This is a genomic window from Kitasatospora sp. NPDC028055 (assembly GCF_040637885.1).
Classification (GTDB): domain Bacteria; phylum Actinomycetota; class Actinomycetes; order Streptomycetales; family Streptomycetaceae; genus Kitasatospora.
Map to the genome: position 1 here is coordinate 78453 of NZ_JBEZXE010000034.1, position 22700 is coordinate 101152.

Here is a 22700-nt window from a genome sequence, read left to right on the forward strand (position 1 = left end):
GGGGATCAGATGTCCCCGCGCCCGTCGAGCGCCCGGGAGAGCCAGTCCGCCGCCGCGGCGAAATCCTCGTCCGAAGTCCCCGGCCGCCGGTGCGTGGACACCTGCCGGTCCGCGCGCGGATAGGAGCCGAGGAACCGGACCTGCGGACTGATCCGCCTGAGCCCCATCATCGCCTCGGCCACCCGCCGCTCCGACAGGTGCCCCTCGCAGTCGATCAGGAAGCAGTAGTTGCCCAGCCCCTCACCGGTCGGCCGGGACTCGATCCGCATCAGGTTCACCCCGCGCACCGCGAACTCCTGCAGCAGCTCCAGCAGCGCGCCCGGGTGGTCGTCCGGCAGCCAGACCACCATCGAGGTCTTGTCCGCCCCGGTCGGCGAGGAGACCCGCCCCGGTCGGCCGACCAGCACGAACCGGGTGGTCGCGCTCTGCGCGTCGGCGATCTCCTTGACCAGCGGGTCCAGCCCGTAGATCGGCGCCGCGAACTCGCCCGCGAACGCCCCGTCGTACCGGCCCTCGGCGACCAGCCGGGCGCCGTCCGCGTTGGAGGCGGCCGACTCCCAGACCGCGTCCGGCAGGTTGGCCGCCAGCCACTTGCGCACCTGCGGCTGGGCCACCGGGTGGCTGGTCACCGTCTTGACCTCGGACAGCTCGGTGCCCGGCCGCACCAGCAGCGCGAAGGTGATCGGCAGCAGCACCTCGCGGTAGATCATCAGCGGGGCGCCGGCGGCCAGTTCGTCGTTGGTCGCGGTGACCGCGCCCTCCACCGAGTTCTCGATCGGCACGAACGCCCCGGCAGCCTCCCCGGCGCGCACCGCCTCCAGCGCCAGCGCCACCGAGGACAGCGGCACCAGCTCCCGGGTCGCCGCCTCGGGCAGGGTGTGCAGCGCCGCCTCGGTGAAGGTGCCGGCCGGGCCGAGGTAGGTGTAGCGGGTGGCCGACATGACGCCTCCGTTGCCAGGGGGGTGGTGCCCGAGCCGGGTGCTGCCCGAGCGGTGGTGCCGAAGCAGTCACCATAACGATTCCGCGGCCCCGGCAGGACCGCGTTCCAGTGGCCGGGACCGCTCCTTCCGCGCGGGCGCTACCCGTCCAGCAGCTGCTGCCCGAGGTAGCCCCCGGCCGGCACCCCCGGAAGGACGGCGTACAGCCCGCCGGCCTCGTGCCGGAGGAAGCGGGACAGCCCGTCGCCCCGGGAGAGCTTGCGCTGCACCGGGGTGAAGCCCTTGCGCGGGTCGGCCTGGAAGGCGAGGAAGAGCAGCCCGGCGTCCGGCGATCCGTCCGGCAGCGCCCCGTCGTGGTACGAGAAGCCGCGCCGCAGCATCGTCGCCCCGCCGTTGCCCGCCGGGGCGGCGACCCGTACGTGGGCGTCGGCGGGAATGGCGAGTCCGCCGTCCGGGCCCTGGGCGGCGAGGTCCACCGGGGTGCCCTCGCCCGAGCCGGCCGGCGCGCTCAGCGGCGAACCGTCCGACTTGCGCCGGCCGATCACCCGTTCCTGGCGGTCCACCGGCAGCTCCTCCCAGTGGTCCAGCAGCATCCGGATCCGCCGGAACACCAGGTACGAGCCCCCGGCCAGCCAGGCCGGCTGGTCGCCGCCGGGGGCGCAGAACACCTTGGCGGCGAAGCCGTCCTCGCCGGGCCTGGGGTTGTTGGTGCCGTCGATCTGGCCCATCAGGTTGCGCCCGGTCACCGGGCGGGCGGCCGCGCCGGGGGTCCGGGAGAAGCCGGCCGACTGCCAGCGCAGGGCCGCCGTGCCGGCCGCCAGCTTCTGCAGGGTCCGCAGGGCGTGCACCGTCACCAGCGCGTCGTCGGCGCCGATCTGGACGAACAGGTCGCCGTCGCCGCGCGCCGGGTCCAGCGCGTCGCCGGGGAAGGCGGGCAGCGGTTCGAGGGCGGCCGGGCGGCGGTCCGCCAGCCCGGTCCTGTCGAACAGCGTGGCGCCGAAGCCGAGCGTGACGGTGAGCGAGCAGGGCCCGGCGTCCAGGGCGACCTGGTTGTCGAACTCGGCGGCCGGCTCCCCGGCGGTCAGCCGCTCGACCGCCCCGGTCCAGCGCCGCAACAGGGCGCGCAGCCCGTCCCGGCCGGCCCCGTCGACCAGGTCGAAGGCGGCCAACTGGACGCGGGCCTGGGCGGGTTCGAGGATGCCGGCCTGGTGCTCGGCGCGGAACGGCACCCGGCCCGCGCCGAGCGCGCCGGCCCCGCCGCCGGACGCCTTCGGGTCGGCGCCCGGCCGGTCCTCGTAGGCGACCGCCCCGGCCACGCCCGCCCCGGCGCCGACCAGTAGTCCGGCGCCGGCCGTGCCGAGCAGGGCCCGGCGGGTGAAGCCCGCCGGGCTCGTCGTCTGGTCGTGCTCCACCGCGCTCATCCGATCTTGAACTGCTGGGTCGGGGTGGTCTGGTCGATGTCCGAGGAGCGGATCTGCACCGAGACCACCCAGGTACCGGCCAGCGGGAGCTGGGTGGTGCCGCTCCAGCGGCCGGTGCCCGCCGCGGTGAGTGCGACCGGCAGCGGGCCGAGGTCGCGGTCCGGCAGGGTGAAGGCCAGCTGCACCTCGGGGACGTCCACCGGCTTGCCGTCCGCGCCGTCCAGCGCGAGCTGGACCTCGTTCGGGCCGGTCCGGGCCGGGTTGAGGGTGACGGTCGCGGTGCCCTTGGCGTTCGGCGTCCGGCCCTTGGTGTCGTACGGCAGCTTGAGCTCCACCGTGCGGCCGGGCTCGGTCTGCGGGGCCGCCGGGGCGGAGTTCCCTGCGCCCGGGGCGGTCGCGCCGCTCCCGGCCGCCCTGACCTCGCCCGCGACCCGCCCGGGCGGGGAGTTGGTGAGCATCGTGGTGACCACCAGCACCGCCACTGCGACCAGCGCCTCCACCAGCACCGAGCGGCGCAGCCCGGCCCGGGTCGGGGTCAGCCCGCGCTCGCGGCCGGCGGTGCGCGCGGCGGCCCGCTGCCGCTCCAACTGGGCCCGCCGGACCGGGTCCTCGCTGTGCGCGGCGGCGCCGACCGGCTCGGGCACCTCGGCCCGTTCGACCTCCGCCGCCTCGGCCGGGGCCGAGCGCAGCCGGGCCAGCCAGCTGCGGGAGATCCAGGCGACGCCCAGCATCACGACCACGCAGCCGCTCTTCACCAGCAGCAGCTTCCCGTACTCGGTGCCGGTCAGCGCGCTCCAACTGCCCAGGCCCCGCCAGGACTGGTAGACCCCGGTGACGGCCAGCACGGCCACCGAGCCGAAGGCGATCCGGGAGAAGCGGTCCACCACCTCGGCGCCGACGCCCTCGCGCAGCGCGACCAGCAGCGAGGCCAGCCCGCCCAGCCAGAGCGCCATCGCGATCAGGTGCAGGATGCCGAACGGCAGGGCCAGCCAGACCTGGATGCCCACCGAGGCGTGGTCGGCGCCGACCCAGGTCGCGGAGAGCGCCACCGCGAGCACCAGCCCGGCCACGCCCAGGCCGATCCGGGCCTCGCGTTGCGGCCGTTCGGCGGCCCGCTGCTCCAGCTCGCGCAGTTCGGCGGCCTCGGTGTCGTCGTCGTGCGGTTCCGCGCTCGGGTCCGAGCCGGTGCCCGCGGCCGGTTTCGGCGGCTGCCCCAACTGCCCGACCAGCAGCGACAGGAAGATCCCGGCCGCCGCGAGCAGCAGCAGCCGGGCCGCCAGCGCGGTGCCGATCCGCTCGTCCAGGGTGGCGCGCACCAGCGAGAGGTCGAGGGCCTGGCCGATGCCGGAGCCCCGCTCGTACGGGCCGCGCAGCATCAGCACCGCGACGGTGGAGGCCAGCAGCGCCGTCCAGCCGGTCATCAGCAGCCGCTGCACCGGGCGCCGGGCGGCGCCGGCCGGCCAGCAGACCAGCACGAAGGCGGCGACCCCGGCGAGCAGTGCGAAGGCGGCGTACGCGACGGTGCGGCCCGTTCCGTACAGGGCGGCGACCAGGTCGTCGGCCTTGGCGCCCTGCAGTGCGGTGGCGGACACCGAGGTGTCCGAGGGTGCGCCGATGGAGAAGGTGAACGCCCCGCCGACCGGGTGGGAGTCCTCCGAGACGGCCCGCCAGGCGACGGTGTACGTGCCGTTGGCGAGCCCGCTGTTCAGGCCGACCCGGGCGGTGTTGCCCTTGCCGTCGGCGTGCCCCGGGTTGCCGGTGTCCACCGCCTTGCCGGCCGGGTCGAGCACCCGGACGGAGTCGCTCGACAGCGACACCGTCTCGCTGAACGTCAGGGTCACCGCCGGCGGGGCGGTGGCGACCACCGAGTTCTGCGCCGGGTCGGTGGAGTCCAGGGTGGCGTGCGCGGACGCCGGGGCGGCGCCGGCGAGCATCAGCGCGAGCAGCGCGCCGAGCGTGCCCAGCGCCGCGGCGATGCGTGGCGCGACGCTCCGGCGGCGCGCGGCCGGCGGCCGGGACGCGCTGCGGGGGTGGGCGGCCTTCTCCATGCTGGCGGGTCCCCTAACTCTGGCCGGGGCGGTAGGTGAGCTCCTTGACCGGCACCTTGACGGAGATGGTCCCGGACTTGGCGAAGGTCAGGTCGAGCTCCAGCTCGTCGCCGAGGGAGGGGGCCTTCTGCCAGTCCATGATCATCAGGTGGGTGCCGCCGCGGGCGAGCTGCAGCGCGCCGTGCGCGGGCACGTCCAGGCTGTTCACCTGCTCCATGGTCGAGGCGGTCGAGCGGTGCATGGTGACCGACCCGGCGGCCGGGCTGGTCACCTTGACCAACTGGTCCGGCCCGCCGTCGTTGCGGACGGTCAGGTAGCCGGCGCCCATCCCGCCCGCCGGGGGCAGCGGGATGTAGGAGTCGGCCACGCTCAGCTTCGCCGGACCGGCGTCCGCCGAGCCGCCGTCCGCGCCGCCCGTCCCGCAGGCGGCGAGTATCGCCCCGCCGCCGAGGACCGTCGCCAGCACCGCCCCGGCCAGGGCCGAGCGGCGGAACCGTCGGTTCGCCGACATCACGCCGCGACCCCCTTGGCGAGCAGCGGCAGGTCGTGCTCGTAGGTCTTCTCCTCGGTGCCGCTCATGTAGAGCACGTGCGCCTTGTCGTCCGAGGGGAGGAAGGCCAGCACCTGCGCGCCGTGGGTGGAGGTCACGGTGCCGTCCGCGTTGACCACCGGGTCCTCGATCATGATGCCGAGCGACTTGGCGGCGGTCTTCACCTTCGCCAGGTCGCCGGTGAGGCCTATGAAGTCGGTGCCCATCGAGTCCAGCCAGGTGCGCAGCACCTTGGGGGTGTCGCGCTGCGGGTCGGTGGAGACGAAGACGACGTTGACCTTCTTGCGGTCCTCCGCGGAGAGGGCCTTCATCGCGACCCCGATGTCGCCCATGGTGGTCGGGCAGACGTCCGGGCAGCTGGTGTAGCCGAAGAACAGCAGGGTGGTCCTGCCGTTGGTCTGCTGCCGCAGGTCGTACGGCTGGCCGGAGGTGTCGGTCAGCTGGAGGTCCGGCTTCTCGAAGTTCTTGGCCAGCTTGGTGCCCTGGTACGGGGTGTCCTCCTTCTGCTGGGTCACCTTGGCGGCGGACGAACCACCGCCGCCGGAGGAGCCGCAGGCGGACAGGGTCAGCGCGGCGGCCAGGGCGAGGGCGGCGGCGCCGGCCAGTCGGGTGGAACGGGCGGTGCGGGGCATGGTGGATCCGATCGGACGCGGTGGACCGCCGGCGGGGCCGTACCGGGGAGGGGTACGGCCCCGCCGGCGAGGGGTCAGGAGGCGGAGCCGCTGTTCTTGCGGCGCAGGCCGAGCACGCCGACGGCGGTGCCGATCACGCCGACGACGATGCCGACCACGCCGAGGGTGCGGGCGGTGCTGTCGCTGGACTTGGCGTCGCCGTCGGAGGCGGCGGCGTGGTCGGAGCTGCCGCCGTGGGCGCCGGCCGCCGGGGAGGCGGAGGCGGAGACGCCGTGGCCGTCACCGTCGGCGGCCTTGGTGAGCTTGAGGGCCGGGGCCGGGTGGGCCGGCTCGGGCTGGCCGGCCGCGGCCTCGTCGATCCAGCGGACCACGTCGCCGTTGTCGTAGGTCTGCAGGGCCTTGAAGACCATGCTGTCGGCGTCGGTCGGCAGCGGGCCGAGCGAGACCCGGAACTCCTGGAACTGGCCGGGGGCGATCTTGGTGCCCGGGTCGGCGGTCCAGGTGATCTTGGAGACGGCCTCGTTGACGTCGTTGCCGTGCACCTTGATCGGCTTGTCGAGCTTGGCCTTCTCGACGGCGGCCGTCCAGCCCGGCAGCGGCAGGGTCCGGACCGAGGCCAGCGGGTGGTCCAGCGGAAGGTTGACCTCAAGCTTCACCGTGCTCGCCGTGTCGCTCTCGTTCGGCACCCGGAAGTCGACGGCCGTGTAGCCGCCCTGCGCGGCCGAACCCGGGTTCACGGTGACGTGCGCGAAGGCGGGGCCGGCCAGTGCCACCACCGAGGCGGCGGCGGTCAGGGCGACGGCGGCGAGACGGCGGGTGGGAAGGGAACGCATGATGGGGGGTCTCCGATCGGAGCTCGGCACGTGACCGCCGCTCTCGGCGGCGGGCTGCACGCGCGGACGTGGGGGGCAGGACCAGGGGCCGCCGTCGCCGTGGACGGACGGAACGGCCCGGACACCGCGTACCGCACCCGGTCGGCCGGCACCCCTCCTCGGGGTGCGCCGCAACGCCGGATCAGTACGCGAAGGCCCCGCACGGCGGCCCGCGCCGCACCACGCTGTGCCGCAGCACCGCACCCGCGGGCAGCCGGCTCCCGCCGCCGCCCGCACCGAACCGGCGGACCGGACCGGCCATGCCGAACAGACCGCGCAGCAGCGCGGCCACCAGCACCAGGGCCGAGCGCAGCGGCGCCGCCCAGTGCTCCCGGGCCGCCGACGCCGCCACCCGCAGCAGCCGCCACAGCGCCGCCTCGCCGCGCCGCAGCCACCAGCCCGCCACCAGCGCGGCGACCAGGTGCCCGGCCAGCATCGACGGCGTCATCCCCAGCACGCCGCCCTGCTGCCACCAGGGCGCGGCGGCGTACGTGTGCGGATCCAGGCCCGCGGAGGAGACCAGCTGCTCCGGCGAGGTGCCGGCGGGCAGGCCCACCAGGGTGCCCGGCCGGGCCTCGTTGCAGATCAGCCGCCCGGCCGCCTGCGGCACGCTCATCGGCATGCCGTCGTGCATCCCGTGGCCGCCCAGGCCGTGGAACAGAAGGTGCAGCCCCAGCTGACCCGCGCCCAGCGCACCGGAGATGCCCGCCAGCGAGCGCTCCCGCCCGCCGCACGCCACCGCGAGCACCAGCACCGCGGCGAAGCCCGTCGCCAGCGCGACCGGCGGCACGTTCCCGCCACCCGCCAGCGCGTGCCCGGCGGCCGCTATCAGCGTGCACACCAGGGCGAACGGGACGGCCCGGGCAAGCCGCAGGTCCCAGGCGGCCCCCACCGGCCGGGCCGGCTGCGTCGAATCGACGACGGGGGTGCCCTGGAACGGGGCGGCGGGGAGGGCAGTCATGGCCGGGCCATCATCTCATCGCGTACACGGCCGACACGGGCAGGGTGGGAAATCCCTACGAATGCCCCGTTCGGCCGCGGCGTGCACCCCACGGCATGCGCCCTCCGGCACAGACCCCCGTCCCCAGTCCATCCGCCGAACGGGCGGTAGCCGCCCCCGGGCACGGTTCACCGCCGAATCGCCCGGAGATACCTAGTTGTATGTGGAGCCGCAGCCAGGAGGGACCTCCCGTGGACATCTGGTGGACTCTGCACCTCAAGCGCGACCCGGCCAGCGTTCCGCTGGCCCGGCGCATCCTGCTCGGTGCCATGGCGACCGCGGGCGTCGACCCCCAGATCGCCCACGACCTCGGCGTCGCCCTCACCGAGGCCTGCGCCAACGCCGTCGAACACGGCGCCACCGGCCGGCCCGACGACGGCTTCCAGGTCACCGCCGCGATCAGCGGCGACCGGCTGCGGATCGAGGTCACCGACTCCGGCCCCGGGCTGCCCGCCCCCAGCGCCCCGCCCGCCCGCCGCCCGGCCGCCCCGGCCCCGGCCGGCCACGCGACCCGCCGCCCCCGCCGCGGCCGCGCCACCGTCCCGGCCCGCGTCCTCACCGCCCACCGCCCCCGCCGCGAGGGCCGCCCCTACGACACCCACGTCCTCCCGCACCGCCCCGCGGCCCCCACCCTCCGCCCGGTCGACCTCGACACCCTCCCCGACCTCACCGCCGAATCCGGCCGCGGCCTCTTCCTCATCCACGCCCTCACCGACCACGTCCAGCTCCGCAACCACCCGCTCCGCGGGGCCATCGTCAGCTTCGACAAGATCCTCAAGTGGCAGGACGGCGCCCTGCTTCAGGCGGCGTCCTAGTAGTGCTTTGTTAGGTCGGGGCTGGTCTTGGCCTGGCTATTGGTTGGTGGCAGGTCGGGCATGTTCCGTTCCAGGTCGCCAGGAGGTGCTGGAGGGTTCTGACGGCCTGGTAGAGGGTCATGCCCGAGCAGGCACTTTTGGGCGGCTCCGGGTCAGGGTGACGAAGAGGTGGGCGGCGGTGACGAGGGTGACGTGGCGATGCCAGCCGGTCCAGGAGCGGCCCTCGAAGTGGTCCAGGCCCAGCGCGGTCTTCAGCTCGCGGTAGTCGTGCTCGATTCGCCAGCGGATCTTGGCCAGGCGGACCAGTTCCTCGACCGTTGTGTCGGCGGGCAGGTTGGACACCCAGTAGTGCGAGGGCTCGGCCTTGTGGGCAGGCCACTGGGCCAGCAGCCAGCACGCGGGCAGCGTGCCGTCTTCCTCCAGGCGCGGGCGGCGACCGGCCAGGCGGACCCGAAGTGCCACGAACTCGCCGGTCAATCGGTCGCGCGAGCCGTGTCGCCAGGTCACCGTGCGGGCCGCCGGGTGCCCGGCGGCCCGCACGTGCTCGGCCAGCGGGAGGGGTCGGGTGCGGTAGCGGGGCTTGGGGCGGGGGCCGAGTCCGCTGTAGGGCGGCTGGTGCGGGACCGCGTTCAGCGGGTGGGCGGTGGCCAGGCCCTTGACCTGCACGATCCAGTGCAGGCCGCGCTCGTCCAGGGCCGTGCGGAAGTGGGCGTTGTCGCCGTATCCGGCATCGGCGACCACCACCGGCGGCGCGAGGTCCCAGGTGGCGAGTTCGTCGAGCATCTCGACGGCCATGCGCCATTTCGGGCGGTGGCCCTCGTCGGCGGGGATGCGACAACTGGTCCGCCGCCGCCCGGTTCGGGCGGCGGCGGCCGGGTCCGCGGCGTGCTCCGGGTCCCAGGAGGCGGGCAGGAACAGTCGCCAGTCGAGCGGGCAGGACGCCCGGTCGGTGACGGCGTGGACACTCACCCCGACCTGGCAGTTGCCGACCTTGCCGAGCGTGCCGGAGTACTGGCGGGCGACTGCGGGTGAGCTGGTGCCGTCTTTGGGGAAGCCGGTGTCGTCGATCACCCACGCCTGCGGCGACAGGGCCCGGACGGCCCGGCGGGCGATGCGGGCGCGAACCTCGTCCAGGGGCCAGGTCGAGGTGGTGATGAACTGCTGCAGGCGCTGGTGGTCGATCCCGAGGCGCTCGGCCATCGGCTGCATCGACTTGCGCCGCCCGTCCAGGAGCAGGCCGCGCAGATAGCCCAGGCCCTTGTCCCGCTGGTCCGAGCGTCGCAGCGGAGCGAACACCACCGCTGCGAACGCCTCCAACTCGTCTCGTAACACAGCCAGTTCGTCTGGAGTCACACCGACAGCGAACCGCCGAAACAGCCACCTGCCCAGACCCCGTGCAGCACGTAACAAAGCACTACTAGGGCGTGTCTTGTGGATCAGGCCAGGCCCGCGACGTCAGGGCACGCACCTCGCCGCGTTGTCGTCGGTCGCCGATGGCCCCCAGCCTTCGGCCGGGAGGTGCCCCCACCGCATGGACTCTCCCCCAGCCTTCGGCCGGGAGGTGCCCCCATCCTCCGCCTTGCGATGCACGCACCCTGACGCCGCGGTCTGGTCCGACCTGATCCACAAGACACGCCCTAGGCGTATCGACCCGCAGGGTTGTTCACCCTGCGGGGGCTCGCGCGGAGCCGGTGAGTCCGGGCCCTGCCGGTCCGGCGGGGCCCGTCCGTCAGTCGGTGGTGGGGCGGCGGCGGGTGAGGAGGCGGAGGGTGGTGCCGAGGAGGAGGGCGGTGGTGCCGGCGATGGCGAGGGGGCGGGTGGCGGTGCCGGCGCCGGTGTCGGCGAGGTGGGTGGGGGTGGTGGCGGTGGGGGGCTGGGCGTGGTCGGCGGGGGGGAGGGTGCCGGTGTAGGTGGCGGTGAGCTGGGGGCAGGTGTACTTCTTCGCCGGGGCGGAGCCGCTCGGCAGGACCTCGGACTTGGCGGTGAAGGTGAGGCGGTGGTCGCCGTGCGGGGTGCCGGCGGCGAGCCGGACCTGGAGGGTGAGCCGCTGGCCCTGGGGGACCTGGTAGGCGCCGGTGTTGGCCGGGGTGCCGGTGACGGTGAGGGGCTTCCAGGCGCCGGCGCCCGCGCGCAGTTCCAGGGGGAGGCTGCCGCTGCCGTCGGTGAGGGCGACGGTGGTGGCGAGCTGCTTCACCGTGGTGGTGCTGGTGTTGGTGAAGGTGACGGCGAGTTCGCCCGGGGTGCCGGTGCTGCCGGTGGCCGGTATCGGGTCGGCGGTGGTGCCTTCCGGGCAGTCGGTGGGGGCGGTCGGCGTCGGGGTGGCGGAAGGGGTCTCGGAGGGAGTCCCGGTGGGCGTCGCGCTGGTCGTCACGCTGGGTGTCGCGGCGGGGGCGGCGGTCGGGCTGTCGGAGGCGAACGCGGGGACCGTGGCGAGGGCGACCGGACCGGCGGTGAGCACGAGCAGGGTGCAGGCGGCGGGAAGGCGGGCGGGACGCATCGGCGGGCTCCAGCGGTGGGGTCGGGTGTCGCTCTCCGGGAAGACCACCGAGGGGCCCGAACGGTTGTCCGTGCCCCTCGGTTCATTTCACGCGGGATCAGCTGTGCGCGCCCGCCTTGCGACGGCGCAGGACGAACAGGGTACCGGCGCCGGCGGCCAGGACGGCGGCGCCGCCGAGGGCGATCGGCAGGGTGTTGGAGGAGCTGCCGGTCTCGGCCAGGTGCGGGCCGGCCGACGGGGAGGCGGAGGCCGTGGCGGACACGGCGGCGGCCGGGACAGCGGTGCTGGTGGCCGGGGCGGTCGAGCCGGCGTCGACGACCTTGAAGAGGTCGTCGACGCGGTAGTCGCCGTTGAATGCCAGGCAGCTGCCGGTGGCGGGGGCGCCCGGCACGTCCTTGCTCTCGAAGGCTTCGGAGGTGCCGCTCAGCTGGGCGAAGTACCGCGCGGCGATCGCCTTGTCGGTGGCCGCAAGGCGCACCTGGAGGGTGAGCTTCCCGCCCTTGGCGATCTTGTACTGGCCGAGCTCCACCTTCAGGTAGGACATGTTCCCGGTGACGGTGCTCGCCTCGGGCGTCTTCCAGTCCCCGCCGGGCAGCTTCACCTGGATGTTGAAGGACTCCTTGCCCCAGGTGACCGGGTTGGTCACCGGCTCGGTCTCCGCCAGGTCGGTGAAGAAGAAGTAGGTGTCGAACTTCTTGAGGTCGACCGGGGTGGTGTTCTCGAAGGTCACGGTGGCCTCCTGCGCCGGGCCGCCCTTGACCAGGGTGGTCTTGGCGAGACCCGAGCCGGTGACCTTGAGGTCCCGGATCTGGTAGCCGCGGCAGGGGCCACCGCTCGGGGTCGGCACCGGCGGGGTCGGCAGGTTGGTCGGCTTGGCCGTGGCCGTCGGTGCCGGGGTGCTCGGGGCGGTGGTCGCGGTCGCGGTCGCGGTCGGGGTCGGGGTGGTGATCCCGACGGCGCTCGCGGTGGCAGCGCCGGCCGTGGCGCAGAGGGTGAGCGCCGTCAGCGCGGAAGCGGCGAGGAGACGGGAAGAGCGCACGCGGACTAGCTCCATCTGTGGGCGGAATTCGGGTGTTTTCGGGCGAATTGAGGCTTCGGCGAGGGCCGTCGGCACTGGATCGCCCGCGTACCCTACCGGGGTGGGGAGCCGGCGCTTCCGGGTGGGGACGGGGTGCCGGGGTGCTCCGGTTGCCGGGGTGTGGGGGCGGTCGGACGATGGTGGGCATGATGCACCAGATGCGAGCCGAGTTCGGCCCCGAGGGGGAGGCCGGCGGGGTGCGGCTGTGGCACGTGGTCCGGGGGGCGCAGAGCGTGGCGATGTGCGGCCGGGAGCTCGATCCCGGGGCGCCGGTGCGGGAGGCGGTGGACTGGGGGCGGACCCCGGAGCTGTGCTGCCACACCTGCGGGGCGTACTTCCTGCGCGAGGCGCCGTACCTGTCGGCCGAGCACCAGTGAGCGGCCGGGCGCTACGGTGCTCGGTATGGAGGAATCGCTGGTCCGGCCCCGGTCGCTGACCGCCGAGGCCGCGGGGCTGCGCTCCGGCGTGCCCGGGCTGTCCGAGTACGTCGACCGGTTCTGCGGGCGGGTCGAGCGGGTGGACCCGCTGCTCCACGCCTTCGTGGCGGAGCCCGGCCGGCACGACCGACTGCGGGCGCGGGCACGGGAGTTGGCCGCACGGTACCCGGAGCCGGCCGGGCGGCCGCCGCTGTACGGGGTGGCGGTGGGGATCAAGGACATCGTGCACGTGGACGGGCTGCCCACGCACGCCGGGTCCGCGCTGCCGCCGGGTGTGCTGGCGGGGCCGCAGGCCGTGGTGGTGGACCGGCTGCTGGCGGCGGGGGCGATGGTCGCGGGCAAGACGGTGACCGCCGAGTTCGCCGCGACCGCCCCGGGCCCGACCCGCAATCCGCACCGGCCGGGGCACACCCCGGGGGGTTCGAGCAGCGGCTCGGCGGCGGCGGTGGCGGCCGGGCTGGTGCCGTTGGCGGTCGGCACCCAGACGGTGGGTTCGGTGATCCGGCCGGCCGCGTACTGCGGGGTGGTGGGGTTCCGGCCGACGTACGGGCGGATCCCGTTCGCGGGCGTGATCCCGAACGCGCCGAGTTTCGACACCCTGGGCGTGTTCACCGCCGAGCTGGCGGGCGTGGCGCTGGTGGCCCCGCTGCTGTGCGAGGACTGGCGGCCCGGGGAGGGGGAGGCGGCGGCCCCGGTCTGCGGCGTGCCGGACGGGCCGTACCTGGAGCGGGCGGAGCCGGCCGCGCGGCGGGCCTTCGAGGAGCAGGTGGCACGGCTGGCGCGGGCCGGGGTGACGGTCCGCAGGGTGCCGCTGTTCCCCGACTTCGCCGAGGTGACGCGGCAGTTGCAGCTCGTCAACCGGTTCGAGCTGGCCCGCAGCCATGCCGACTGGTTCGCCCGCTTCGGCGGGCTGTACCGGCCGGAGACGGTGGCGAGCATCCGGGTCGGGCAGGGGGTCGCGGCGGCGGACCGGGCGGCCGCGCTGCGGTTCCGGGAGGGGCTGCGGGAGCGGGTGGCCGGGGCGGCGGCCGCCGCCGGGGTGGACCTGTGGCTGGCGCCCTCGGCGACCGGCGGGGCGCCGGAGGGCTTGCACGACACGGGGAACGGGGTGATGTCGCTGCCGTGGAGCTTCCTCGGCCTGCCCGCGGTGAGCCTGCCGGCCGGCCGGACGGCGGACGGGCTGCCGCTCGGCCTCCAGCTGGTCGGCGCGGCGGGCGGGGACGAGCGGCTGCTCGCCGGGGCCGCCGTGCTGGAGCGGGCGCTGGGCCAGGGGCGGGGGTAGCGGCCCGCTGGAGGGGCCCGCCTGACCGGGGAGGGGTCAGGCGTCGGGACCGCGCCGCTCGTCCGGGAAGCGCGGCCCGCCGATCAGGAAGAACAGTGCGGCGGTCGGAAAGCCGAGCGCGGCGGCGAGCACCACGATGAACTGCCAGAACATCTTCCGCTCCTCGTCAGTCCCGGGCCGCTCGGGCACTCGAAGGTGGTGCCAAACCCGGCCGGCCCCGATTGGCCGAATTGTCCAGTCGTTATCCGACGGTATGGCCGAATCGCCCCCGCTGCCACCGGAAACCGGTCCCGGCCCGCGCCACACCGGCGCAGGGGTCTGGGCGCGGGCCGGGGGTGGCGGCCACACTGTCGGGATGCAGCTACAGCTCGCAGGGGAAGCACGGCGGCCCGACCGCGAGAGCGAGGACTTCGCGGCGGCCTCGCCGGAGGCACTGGTCCTGCTGGACGGCGCCAGCTCGCCGGCCGGCCTGGAGTCCGGGTGCCGGCACGGAACCGCCTGGTACGTCCGCCGGTTGGGGGTGCACCTGCTCGCCCGGCTCACCGACCGGGTGGACCGCTCGATCGCCGAGTGCCTGGCCGACGCCATCGTGGAGACGGCCGCGCTGCACGGCGGCCGCTGCGACCTCGGCCACGCCAACACGCCCGCGGCGATGGTGGTCGCGGCCCGGCGGCACGGCGAGTCCCTGGAGTACCTGGTGCTCGGGGACTCGCTGCTGGTGCTGGAGTTCAAGGACGGCCCGCCCAAGGTGATCGGCGACAACCAGCGCTTCCCCGGCGGGGAGGAGCTGCGCCGCCAGGTCTGGGCGACCGTCCCGGGGACGGCCGAGCGGGCCGCGCTGCACCTGGAGTACGCGTTGGCGGTGCGCGCCGCCCGTAACCGGGGCACCGGTCCGTGGATCGCCGCCGCCAGTCCGCGGGCCGCCGAGCACGCCGAGACCGGCTTCGTCCGGCTGGAGCGGCTGCATGCGGTGGCCGCCCTCACCGACGGCGCCTCGCGCTACACCGAGCGCTTCGGGCTGGGCAGTTGGGGGGACGTGCTGCGGCTGCTCGCGGAGTCCGGGCCGGGCGAGCTGATCGCCCAGGTCCGCGAGGTGGAGCGGGCGGACGCGGGCTGCGAGCGCTGGCCGCGCGGCAAGACCCACGACGACGCCTCCGCCGTCTACGCGTTGCTGTAGCCGGCGGAGGCGCTGCCCGGGTGGTGCGGGGTCAGCGGTTGTTGCCCCAGCGGAAGCTGGACGGGTCGCCGACCTTCTGCACCCACGGCCGCACGTAGCGGGAGGGGTCGTCGCTGGTGGAGTAGCTGCCGCTGGTGATGTGGCCGACCCAGCCCTGGTCGCTGGTGTACGCGCCGGCCTCGCAACCCTGGGTGCCGTTGCCCCAGTTGATCAGGTCGTACTGCACGTACCAGTGCGAGCTGTAGTAGAAGTGCACGTTGATCGAGCAGGTGCCCGTCCCGTCGGTGACGGAGTACGAGCTGGTGTCGATGGTCGGCAGGGCCTGGGCCGCGGTGGCGCCGGTCAGGGCGATCAGCGGGGCTGCGGCGAGTACGGCGAGCCGCCGGACGGCACGGCGCATGGTGGGGTTCCTCCCGTTGTGGTCTCGACCAATTTGGCCAATGGTTCAGACCAATCGACATTATTGCGAGACGCCCGGAGCTGGTGTCAACACCCGTGCGACAAGGGGAGGATGGGGCTCCGGAGGCTTCCGGTACGAACATGCCGAAGGGCCCGGACCGTGTGCGGTCCGGGCCCTTCGGGTGTGCCGACGTCAGTGGGCGTCGGTGGGGATGGTGCCGAGCCGGCCGGCCTGGAAGTCCTCCATGGCCTGCTGGAGTTCGCGGTGGCTGTTCATCACGAACGGGCCGTACCAGGCGACGGGCTCGCGAATCGGCAGGCCGCCGAGCAGGACGACCTCGAAGTTGGCGTTGCGGGAGTCCTGCTTCTCGTCGGCGCGGATGGTGAGGGAGTCGCCGTCGCCGAAGACGACGGCCTGGCCCATGTGGAAGGGGCGGCGCTCCTCGCCGGCGGAGCCGCTGCCGGCCAGGCCGTAGGCGAGGGCGTTGAAGTCGGCACGCCAGGGGAGGGTGACCTGGGCACCGGGGTTCACCGAGATGTGGGTCATGGTGATCGGGGTGTGGGTCGCGCCGGGGCCCTGGTGGCCGTCGACCTCGCCGGCGATGACGCGGATCAGGGCGCCGCCGTCCGCCGAGCCGAGCAGCTTGACGCTGCCGCCGCGGATGTCCTGGTACTTCGGGGCGATCATCTTGTCCGAGGCGGGCAGGTTGACCCACAGCTGGAGGCCGTGGAACAGGCCGCCGGACATCACCAGCGACTCCGGCGGGGTCTCGATGTGCAGCAGACCGGAGCCGGCCGTCATCCACTGGGTGTCGCCGTCGGTGATGGTGCCGCCGCCGCCGTGCGAGTCCTGGTGGATGAACGTTCCGTCGATGATGTAGGTGACCGTCTCGAAGCCGCGGTGCGGGTGCCAGGGGGTCCCCTTGGGCTCACCGGCCGCGTAGTCCACCTCGCCCATCTGGTCCATCATGATGAACGGGTCGAGGTACTTGGTGTTGATCTTGGCGAAGGCGCGGCGGACCGGGAAGCCCTCGCCCTCGAAGCCTTCGGGGGCGGTGGCGACGGTGAGCACCGGCCGCGGGGTGGCGACGACCGGGTCCGGCGTGGTGACGCGCGGGAGGGTCAGCGGGTTGTCGACGGTCACGGCGGGCATGTCGGCCTCCTTCGAGGGGGGTTCTCTGGCCTACGTCCACGAGGATAGTTCAATCCTCAACAACAAGCAAGTTGAAAGTTGAACTATGTGTCGACGAAGGAGCGCGGGGCTCCTCGCTCAGGATGGGTCAGCCGTACATCCGGCGCATGGTGAAGTCGACCATCTGCTCGACCGCCTTGGCGTCGAACACCATCCGGTGCTCGCCCTCCATGTCCAGCGCGAAGCCGTAGCCGGTCGGCAGCAGGTCCAGCACCTCGGCGCCGGTGACGGTGAAGTGCTTGGAGTCCTTGCCGGCGTAGCGGCGCAGCTCCTTGAGCGAGCTGAACATCGGGATCACCGGCGTCGGGGTGTTGTGCAGTGCCAGGAAGCCGGGGCGCTCGCCGCGCGGGCAGTGCACCTTCGAGGTGATGAAGATGGCCTGGAAGTCCTCGACCGCCATCGAGCCCGTGGTGAAGGCGCGCACCGCGTCCGCCAGGGACGGCGGGGAGGGCTCCGGGTACAGCGACTGCTGGGGCGCCTGCCCCTGCGCGCCGTACGCGTCCGGTCCGGGCATGCCGTTCATGCCCGGCTGCGGACCCGCCTGCTGCTGGTAGGGGTCACCCGGGTATGCGTTCTGGTCATATCCGTACACACGGACAGGCTAGCGGGAGCGCACCCGCCCGCGCTGGCGTCGATCCTGACAAGGAGTGGTCGTCCCGGCTTGTGGGACGTGACCACGTTCATACCGGATTCACCGTCGGGGGCTTGCCCAAGTTACCGCTGGGTAGCATCATGATGCCTACTGGTGGGTACGGGACGCCCGAAACGCGGCGGTCACCCGGAAGCGACGAACCGGAGAAAACGGCCATGGGTCACTACAAGTCCAACCTGCGGGACGTGGAGTTCAACCTCTTCGAGGTGTTCGGTCGCGACCAGGTGTACGGCACCGGGCCGTTCGCGGACATGGACGTCGAGACCGCGAAGAACATCCTCAGCGAGATCGCCCGCCTCGCCGAGAACGACCTCGCCGCGTCGTTCGCCGACACCGACCGCAACCCGCCGGTCTTCGACCCGGAGACCAACACCGCCCCGATCCCGGCCACGTTCAAGAAGAGCTACCAGACCTTCATGGACGCCGAGTGGTGGCGCCTGGGCATCCCGGAGTCCATCGGCGGCCAGGTCACCCCGAACTCGCTGATCTGGGCCTTCGCCGAGCAGATCCTGGGCTCCAACCCCGCCATCTGGATGTACTCCTCCGGCCCGGCCTTCGCCGGTGTCATCGCCGAGGAGGGCACCGAGGAGCAGCTCGAGGTCGCCAAGCGGATGACCGACCGCCTGTGGGGCTCCACCATGGTCCTCACCGAGCCCGACGCGGGCTCCGACGTGGGCGCCGGCCGCACCAAGGCGATCCAGCAGGAGGACGGCTCCTGGCACATCGAGGGCGTCAAGCGCTTCATCACCTCGGGCGAGCACGACATGTCCGAGAACATCATCCACATGGTGCTGGCCCGCCCCGAGGGCGGTAAGCCGGGCACCAAGGGCCTCGGTCTGTTCATCGTCCCCAAGTTCGACTTCGACTGGGAGACCGGCGAGCTCGGCGAGCGCAACGGCGTCTACGCCACCAACGTCGAGCACAAGATGGGCCTCAAGGCCTCGAACACCTGCGAGATGACCTTCGGTGCCAAGCACCCGGCCAAGGGCTGGCTGCTGGGCGAGAAGGTCGACGGCATCCGCCAGATGTTCAAGATCATCGAGTTCGCCCGGATGATGGTCGGCACGAAGGCCATCGCCACCCTCTCCACCGGCTACCTGAACGCCCTGGAGTACGCCAAGGAGCGCGTGCAGGGTGCCGACATCTCCCAGTTCCTGGACAAGACCGCCCCGCGCGTCACCATCACCCACCACCCGGACGTGCGCCGCTCGCTGCTGACCCAGAAGGCCTACGCCGAGGGCATGCGCGCGCTGGTCCTGTTCACCGCGTCCGTCCAGGACGACATGCTGGCCGCCAAGCTGCGCGGCGAGCGGGACGAGGCCGCCGAGCGCCTCAACGACTTCCTGCTCCCGATCGTCAAGGGCTACGGCTCGGAGAAGTCCTACGAGCAGCTCGCCCAGTCCCTGCAGACCTTCGGTGGCTCCGGCTACCTGCAGGAGTACCCGATCGAGCAGTACATCCGCGACGCCAAGATCGACACCCTGTACGAGGGCACCACCGCGATCCAGGGCCAGGACTTCTTCTTCCGCAAGATCGTCAAGGACGGTGGCCAGGCGCTCACCGCCCTCAACGAGCAGATCCAGAAGTTCCTCGGCTCCGCCGAGGGCGGCGACGCCCTGGCCGCCGAGCGCGAGCTGCTCGCCAAGGCCGCCGGCGACCTGGAGGCCATCGTCGGCAAGCTCATCGCCGACCTGACCTCGGTCGAGCAGGACGTCAAGAACATGTACAAGGTGGGCCTCAACACCACCCGCCTGCTGATGGTCTCCGGCGACGTCGTGGTCGGCTGGCTGCTGCTGCGCCAGGCCGCGGTGGCCCTGGCCAAGCTGGAGGCCGGCGCCTCCGAGAAGGACGTGCCGTTCTACCAGGGCAAGGTCGCGGCCGCCCGCTTCTTCGCCAAGAACGTCCTCCCGACCATCGCCCCGCAGCGGGCGATCGCCGAGGGCATCGACAACGAGATCATGGAGCTGGCGGAGGAGGCCTTCTAAGGCCCTGCGCGCTCTTCTGACTGCCTGACGACGACACCCTCACACCGAAGGGCCCGGCTGCCACCGGGCCCTTCGGCGTCTTCGCGCGGGCGGGGCGCCCCAAGGCCTGGAGGCCGTACGGGAGTTGGGCCCAGAGGTCCGGCTGTGGGCCGGGTGGCGAAGGGCTCCGGCGTCGTGCCCGGCGGGGGAGGCGCGGCCCCCGTGCCGCGGTCCGCTGACGGTGTGCGACCGGGAGGGACCAGGGCGTGAAGAAGGGCCGGTGGGAGGCGGGTTCGGGATCGTGCCGGTGTTCCGAAACCCCTGCCGGGGCCCGAATGCCATGTCCGTGTACGGGCATATGCTCAAGGTGCGAAGCCGATCCCCCATCCGGCTTCGGCCCTCCCTCGACCCTGGAGCAGTATGTCGACCGCCGCCCGCCGGGCCTTCTTCGACCGGACGCACACCGACGATCTGATCGCGTTCCTCGGCACCTCGCCGTCCCCGTACCACGCGGTCGCGAGCGCCGCCGAGCGCTTGGAGAAGGCGGGGTTCCGTCAGGTCGCGGAGACGGACGCCTGGGACGCGGCGGCCGGCGGGCGCTACCTGATCCGCGGCGGCGCGCTGATCGCCTGGTACCTGCCGGAGGGCGCGGGGCCGGAGACGCCGTTCCGGATCGTCGGCACCCACACCGACTCGCCCAACCTGCGGGTGAAGCCGGTCCCCGACACCGGCTCCGCCGGGTGGCGGCAGGTCGCGGTGGAGATCTACGGCGGGGTGCCGCTGAACACCTGGCTGGACCGTGACCTCGGCCTGTCCGGCAGACTCGCGTTGAAGGACGGAAGTGCGCGGCTCGTCCAGCTGGACGAGCCGCTGCTGCGCGTGCCCCAGCTCGCCATCCACCTGGACCGCCAGGTCAACGACGGCATGAAGCTGGACCGGCAGCGGCACGTCACCCCGATCTGGGGCCTCGGCCCGGTCGACGAGGGCTCGCTGATCGGCTACGTCGCCGAGCGGGCCGGGCTGGCCGTCGAGGAGGTGGCCGGCTGGGACCTGATGACCCATGACGTCCAGCCCGCCTCCTACCTGGGCCGTGACCGCGAGCTGCTGGCCGGCCCGCGGCTGGACAACCTGCTCTCGGTGCACGCGGCCACCGCCGCGCTGGCCGCCGTGGCCCTCGCCGCCGCCGGGGGCGAGGTGGCGCTGCCGTACATCCCGGTGCTGGCCGCCTTCGACCACGAGGAGACCGGCAGCGAGTCGGACACCGGCGCGCAGAGCCCGCTGCTCGGCAACGTGCTGGACCGCACGGTGTACGCCCGCGGCGGCTCCCCGGAGGACCGCGCCCGGGCGCTGGCCGGCACCGTCTGCCTGTCCTCGGACATGGGCCACGCCGTCCACCCGAACTACTCCGAGCGGCACGAGCCGGGCCACCACCCGCTGCCGAACAACGGGCCGATCCTCAAGGTCAACGTCAACAACCGCTACGCGACCGACGGGGTCGGCCGGGCGGTGTTCGCGGCCGCCTGCGAGAAGGCCGGCGTGCCGTGGCAGAGCTTCGTCTCCAACAACGCGATGCCCTGCGGGACGACGATCGGTCCGATCACCGCGGCGCGGCTGGGCATCAAGACGGTGGACTGCGGCATCGCGGCGCTGTCCATGCACTCCGCGCGCGAGCTGTGCGGGGCCGAGGACCCGTACCTGCTGGCCAGCGCGATCAAGGCCTTCCTGGAGGGCTGAGCACGGACGGTGTGACGCGCGGGGCCCGACGGTTCGCCGGCGGGCCCCGCGCGTCGCCCGGCTACTCCATGCCCGCCAGGACCAGCGGGAGGCGGCGCACGCCGTCGGCGACCAGCTTCACCGGCACGCCCCAGTCCTGCTGGTGCACGTGGCAGGCCGGGTACTCGATCTCCGGGTCGTCGTCGCAGGAGGCGGCCATCGCCGAGACGTGCAGCACGCCCTCGGTCACCTCGTCGGAGAGCACCAGCTCGCGGGAGAGGGCGGAGTCCGCGCCCGCACCGGAGACCAGCAGCTCGGGCGGGGTCGAGCTGACCAGCAGCCGGGTGGACGGGCCGTAGCGCTCGTCCAGCTTCTGGCCGCTCGGCGCCTCGAACACCACGTCCAGCCGCAGGGCGCCCGGGGCGACCTCGGTGGCCGCGCGCTGGGTGCGGTGCGCCACCGACTCCACCCGTACCGCCTCCTCCGGCAGCCGCAGCCTGGTCAGCCGGTGCCGGGCCGACTCGACCACCACGATGTCGCCGTCGACCAGCACCGCCCCGGAGGGCTCGCGCAGGTCGGTGGCCAGCGTGGTGACCTCGCCGCTCGCCGGGTCGAAGCGGCGCAGCGCGTGGTTGTAGGTGTCGCTGACGGCCACCGAGCCGTCCGGCAGCACGGTGACGCCCAGCGGGTGCTGGAACAGGGCCTGGTCGGCGGCGCCGTCCCGGTGGCCGAAGTCGAACAGCCCGGTCCCGACGGCCGTTTCGACCGCGCCCGTTTCACGTGAAACGAAGCGCAGCGCGGAGGTCTCCGAGTCGGCGACCCAGAGCCGCTCGCCGTCCGCGGAGACCGCGAGGCCGGACGGCTGGGCGAACCAGGCCTCGGCGACCGGGCCGTCCACCAGGCCCTCGTTGGTGGTGCCGGCCGCCACGCCGACCGTGCCGGCCGCCGGGTCGTACGCCCACAGCTGGTGCACGCCCGCCATCGCGATCCACAGCTTGCCGTCGAACCAGGCGACGTCCCACGGCGAGGAGAGGTCCACCTCGCGGGCCGGGCCCTCGGTCGGCGAGCCCTGCCACCACTGGCGGCCGGTGCCCGCCAGGGTGGTCACGCTGCCGTCGGCCAGCCGCACGCCGCGCAGCGCGTGGTTCACGGTGTCCGCCACGACCACGTCGTAGTCGTGGCCCTCCGGCAGCAGCGCCAGGCCCTGCGGCTCGCTGAACCGCGGGCTGGTGCCGTCCACCAGGCCGCGCTGCCCGTCACCGATCCGGCGCACCACCTTCTCGCCGTCCTCGGCCAGCTCGACCAGCGAGTGGTGGCCGGAGTCGGCCACCAGGAAGTGGCCGTTCGGGAGCCGCACCGCCTTGCCGGGGAACTTGAGGTCCTCGCTGCTCGGCTCCGGCGGCACGTACGGGCCGTCGCCGCGGCGCAGCGTGCCCTTGGCCTCGTGCTCCGCCTCCAGCTCGGCCACCAGCCGGGCGATCGCGTGGGCGTGGCCCTCACCGGCGTGCTGGGCCACCACGTAGCCCTCGGGGTCGATCACCACGAGGGTCGGCCAGGCCCGGACGGCGTACTGCTTCCAGGTCGCCAGGGCCGGGTCGTCCAGCACTGGGTGGTGCACCTCGTACCGGGCGACGGCGTCCACCACGGCCTGGTGGTCGGCCTCGTGCACGAACTTGGGCGAGTGCACCCCGACGATCACCACGGTGTCGCGGTGCCGCTCCTCGAGCTCGCGGAGCTCGTCCAGGACGTGCAGACAGTTGATGCAGCAGAAGGTCCAGAAGTCGAGGACGGTGATCTTGCCTCGGAAGTCGGCGAGGGTGAGGGTCTTGCCGCCGGTGTTCAGCCAGCCGCCTGCTCCGATGAGTTCGGGGGCGCGGACGCGTGCACGAGATGCCATGGGTGTATCCAACCGTATTGGGGGTGGGGGCATTCCGGGGGTGTGGGGGGCCGCTGCGCGGGGGGGGGGGGGGGGGGGGGGTTGGGGGTGTGGACGTGCGGGTTGAACAGGGCGTGCACGGGGGCCTTGGGGGCGT

20 protein-coding genes are annotated in these 22700 nt (G+C 73.6%); 6 read left to right on the forward strand and 14 right to left on the reverse strand.

The window, feature by feature from the left end:
- Positions 1-5: 5 nt before the first annotated feature.
- The 7 genes from pheA to AB0F71_RS28045 all read right to left on the reverse strand — a co-directional run bounded on the left by pheA (position 6) and on the right by AB0F71_RS28045 (position 7422).
- Entirely contained in the window at positions 6-941 is a 936-nt protein-coding gene (gene pheA / locus AB0F71_RS28015; protein WP_360239564.1) for a prephenate dehydratase, read from the reverse strand.
- 137 nt (positions 942-1078) lie between these two features.
- The gene (gene efeB / locus AB0F71_RS28020; protein ID WP_360239566.1) at positions 1079-2350 is read right to left on the reverse strand and encodes an iron uptake transporter deferrochelatase/peroxidase subunit; all 1272 of its coding nucleotides are present in this window, start codon (positions 2348-2350) and stop codon (positions 1079-1081) included.
- A 5-nt stretch (positions 2351-2355) separates the two neighbouring features.
- On the reverse strand, positions 2356-4407 hold the full coding sequence (locus tag AB0F71_RS28025) for a FixH family protein (RefSeq protein ID WP_360239569.1): 2052 nt from the start codon (positions 4405-4407) through the stop codon (positions 2356-2358).
- 13 nt (positions 4408-4420) lie between these two features.
- Positions 4421-4918, reverse strand: a complete 498-nt coding sequence (locus tag AB0F71_RS28030) for a copper chaperone PCu(A)C (protein WP_360239572.1) — start codon at positions 4916-4918, stop codon at positions 4421-4423.
- A complete protein-coding gene (locus AB0F71_RS28035) occupies positions 4918-5589 on the reverse strand; it encodes an SCO family protein (protein ID WP_360239575.1) in 672 nt (223 codons plus the stop codon). The genes AB0F71_RS28030 and AB0F71_RS28035 overlap by 1 nt, the downstream gene beginning before the upstream one ends.
- A gap of 74 nt (positions 5590-5663) precedes the next feature.
- Positions 5664-6422 (reverse strand): YcnI family protein, encoded by a 759-nt coding sequence (locus AB0F71_RS28040; protein ID WP_360239578.1) that lies wholly within the window; start codon positions 6420-6422, stop codon positions 5664-5666.
- Positions 6423-6603: 181 nt separating this feature from the next.
- Positions 6604-7422: a hypothetical protein gene (locus AB0F71_RS28045; protein WP_360239581.1), complete on the reverse strand. Its 819-nt coding sequence runs from the start codon at positions 7420-7422 to the stop codon at positions 6604-6606.
- 230 nt (positions 7423-7652) lie between these two features.
- Here AB0F71_RS28045 and AB0F71_RS28050 point away from each other — a divergent pair, with 230 nt between their 5' ends.
- The gene (locus tag AB0F71_RS28050; RefSeq protein WP_360239584.1) at positions 7653-8276 is read left to right on the forward strand and encodes an ATP-binding protein; all 624 of its coding nucleotides are present in this window, start codon (positions 7653-7655) and stop codon (positions 8274-8276) included.
- A 117-nt stretch (positions 8277-8393) separates the two neighbouring features.
- Here the strand turns inward: AB0F71_RS28050 and AB0F71_RS28055 are convergent, their stop codons facing one another.
- The 3 genes from AB0F71_RS28055 to AB0F71_RS28065 all read right to left on the reverse strand — a co-directional run bounded on the left by AB0F71_RS28055 (position 8394) and on the right by AB0F71_RS28065 (position 11812).
- Positions 8394-9629, reverse strand: a complete 1236-nt coding sequence (locus tag AB0F71_RS28055; RefSeq protein WP_360239587.1) for an IS701 family transposase — start codon at positions 9627-9629, stop codon at positions 8394-8396.
- 376 nt (positions 9630-10005) lie between these two features.
- Complete coding sequence (locus AB0F71_RS28060) at positions 10006-10773, reverse strand: hypothetical protein (RefSeq protein WP_360239590.1); 768 nt, start codon at positions 10771-10773, stop codon at positions 10006-10008.
- Between the two features lie 97 nt (positions 10774-10870).
- The gene (locus tag AB0F71_RS28065) at positions 10871-11812 is read right to left on the reverse strand and encodes an LAETG motif-containing sortase-dependent surface protein (RefSeq protein WP_360239593.1); all 942 of its coding nucleotides are present in this window, start codon (positions 11810-11812) and stop codon (positions 10871-10873) included.
- Between the two features lie 185 nt (positions 11813-11997).
- On the opposite strand from AB0F71_RS28065, the gene AB0F71_RS28070 reads away from it, so the two are divergent.
- From AB0F71_RS28070 to AB0F71_RS28080, 3 genes are all read left to right on the forward strand, one after another.
- Positions 11998-12228, forward strand: coding sequence for a hypothetical protein (locus AB0F71_RS28070; RefSeq protein ID WP_360239596.1), 231 nt, complete (start codon positions 11998-12000; stop codon positions 12226-12228).
- Between the two features lie 25 nt (positions 12229-12253).
- Positions 12254-13570: an amidase gene (locus tag AB0F71_RS28075; protein ID WP_360239599.1), complete on the forward strand. Its 1317-nt coding sequence runs from the start codon at positions 12254-12256 to the stop codon at positions 13568-13570.
- Between the two features lie 355 nt (positions 13571-13925).
- Complete coding sequence (locus AB0F71_RS28080; RefSeq protein WP_360239602.1) at positions 13926-14747, forward strand: integrase; 822 nt, start codon at positions 13926-13928, stop codon at positions 14745-14747.
- 31 nt (positions 14748-14778) lie between these two features.
- Here the strand turns inward: AB0F71_RS28080 and AB0F71_RS28085 are convergent, their stop codons facing one another.
- The 3 genes from AB0F71_RS28085 to AB0F71_RS28095 form a co-directional block, all read right to left on the reverse strand.
- A complete protein-coding gene (locus tag AB0F71_RS28085) occupies positions 14779-15147 on the reverse strand; it encodes a hypothetical protein (protein WP_360239605.1) in 369 nt (122 codons plus the stop codon).
- Positions 15148-15339: 192 nt separating this feature from the next.
- Entirely contained in the window at positions 15340-16299 is a 960-nt protein-coding gene (locus AB0F71_RS28090; RefSeq protein ID WP_360239608.1) for a pirin family protein, read from the reverse strand.
- 127 nt (positions 16300-16426) lie between these two features.
- Positions 16427-16861, reverse strand: coding sequence for an SseB family protein (locus AB0F71_RS28095; protein ID WP_350507437.1), 435 nt, complete (start codon positions 16859-16861; stop codon positions 16427-16429).
- Positions 16862-17145: 284 nt separating this feature from the next.
- On the opposite strand from AB0F71_RS28095, the gene AB0F71_RS28100 reads away from it, so the two are divergent.
- On the forward strand, positions 17146-18975 hold the full coding sequence (locus AB0F71_RS28100; protein ID WP_360239611.1) for an acyl-CoA dehydrogenase: 1830 nt from the start codon (positions 17146-17148) through the stop codon (positions 18973-18975).
- A gap of 399 nt (positions 18976-19374) precedes the next feature.
- Complete coding sequence (locus tag AB0F71_RS28105) at positions 19375-20688, forward strand: M18 family aminopeptidase (protein ID WP_360239614.1); 1314 nt, start codon at positions 19375-19377, stop codon at positions 20686-20688.
- A 61-nt stretch (positions 20689-20749) separates the two neighbouring features.
- Here AB0F71_RS28105 and AB0F71_RS28110 read toward each other — a convergent pair whose 3' ends face one another.
- Complete coding sequence (locus tag AB0F71_RS28110; protein ID WP_360239617.1) at positions 20750-22564, reverse strand: NHL domain-containing thioredoxin family protein; 1815 nt, start codon at positions 22562-22564, stop codon at positions 20750-20752.
- Positions 22565-22700: the final 136 nt, after the last annotated feature.

Excerpts from the sequence above, each read along its gene's own strand:
- pheA (WP_360239564.1), bottom strand. The coding sequence starts at position 941 with ATGTCGGCCACCCGCTACACCTACCTCGGCCCGGCCGGCACCTTCACC.
- AB0F71_RS28025 (WP_360239569.1), bottom strand. The coding sequence starts at position 4,407 with ATGGAGAAGGCCGCCCACCCCCGCAGCGCGTCCCGGCCGCCGGCCGCG.
- AB0F71_RS28030 (WP_360239572.1), bottom strand. The coding sequence starts at position 4,918 with ATGTCGGCGAACCGACGGTTCCGCCGCTCGGCCCTGGCCGGGGCGGTG.
- AB0F71_RS28035 (WP_360239575.1), bottom strand. The coding sequence starts at position 5,589 with ATGCCCCGCACCGCCCGTTCCACCCGACTGGCCGGCGCCGCCGCCCTC.
- AB0F71_RS28040 (WP_360239578.1), bottom strand. The coding sequence starts at position 6,422 with ATGCGTTCCCTTCCCACCCGCCGTCTCGCCGCCGTCGCCCTGACCGCC.
- AB0F71_RS28045 (WP_360239581.1), bottom strand. The coding sequence starts at position 7,422 with ATGACTGCCCTCCCCGCCGCCCCGTTCCAGGGCACCCCCGTCGTCGAT.
- AB0F71_RS28060 (WP_360239590.1), bottom strand. The coding sequence starts at position 10,773 with ATGCGTCCCGCCCGCCTTCCCGCCGCCTGCACCCTGCTCGTGCTCACC.
- AB0F71_RS28070 (WP_360239596.1), top strand. The coding sequence starts at position 11,998 with ATGATGCACCAGATGCGAGCCGAGTTCGGCCCCGAGGGGGAGGCCGGC.
- AB0F71_RS28075 (WP_360239599.1), top strand. The coding sequence starts at position 12,254 with ATGGAGGAATCGCTGGTCCGGCCCCGGTCGCTGACCGCCGAGGCCGCG.
- AB0F71_RS28080 (WP_360239602.1), top strand. The coding sequence starts at position 13,926 with ATGCAGCTACAGCTCGCAGGGGAAGCACGGCGGCCCGACCGCGAGAGC.
- AB0F71_RS28085 (WP_360239605.1), bottom strand. The coding sequence starts at position 15,147 with ATGCGCCGTGCCGTCCGGCGGCTCGCCGTACTCGCCGCAGCCCCGCTG.
- AB0F71_RS28090 (WP_360239608.1), bottom strand. The coding sequence starts at position 16,299 with ATGCCCGCCGTGACCGTCGACAACCCGCTGACCCTCCCGCGCGTCACC.
- AB0F71_RS28095 (WP_350507437.1), bottom strand. The coding sequence starts at position 16,861 with ATGAACGGCATGCCCGGACCGGACGCGTACGGCGCGCAGGGGCAGGCG.
- AB0F71_RS28100 (WP_360239611.1), top strand. The coding sequence starts at position 17,146 with ATGGGTCACTACAAGTCCAACCTGCGGGACGTGGAGTTCAACCTCTTC.
- AB0F71_RS28105 (WP_360239614.1), top strand. The coding sequence starts at position 19,375 with ATGTCGACCGCCGCCCGCCGGGCCTTCTTCGACCGGACGCACACCGAC.
- AB0F71_RS28110 (WP_360239617.1), bottom strand. The coding sequence starts at position 22,564 with ATGGCATCTCGTGCACGCGTCCGCGCCCCCGAACTCATCGGAGCAGGC.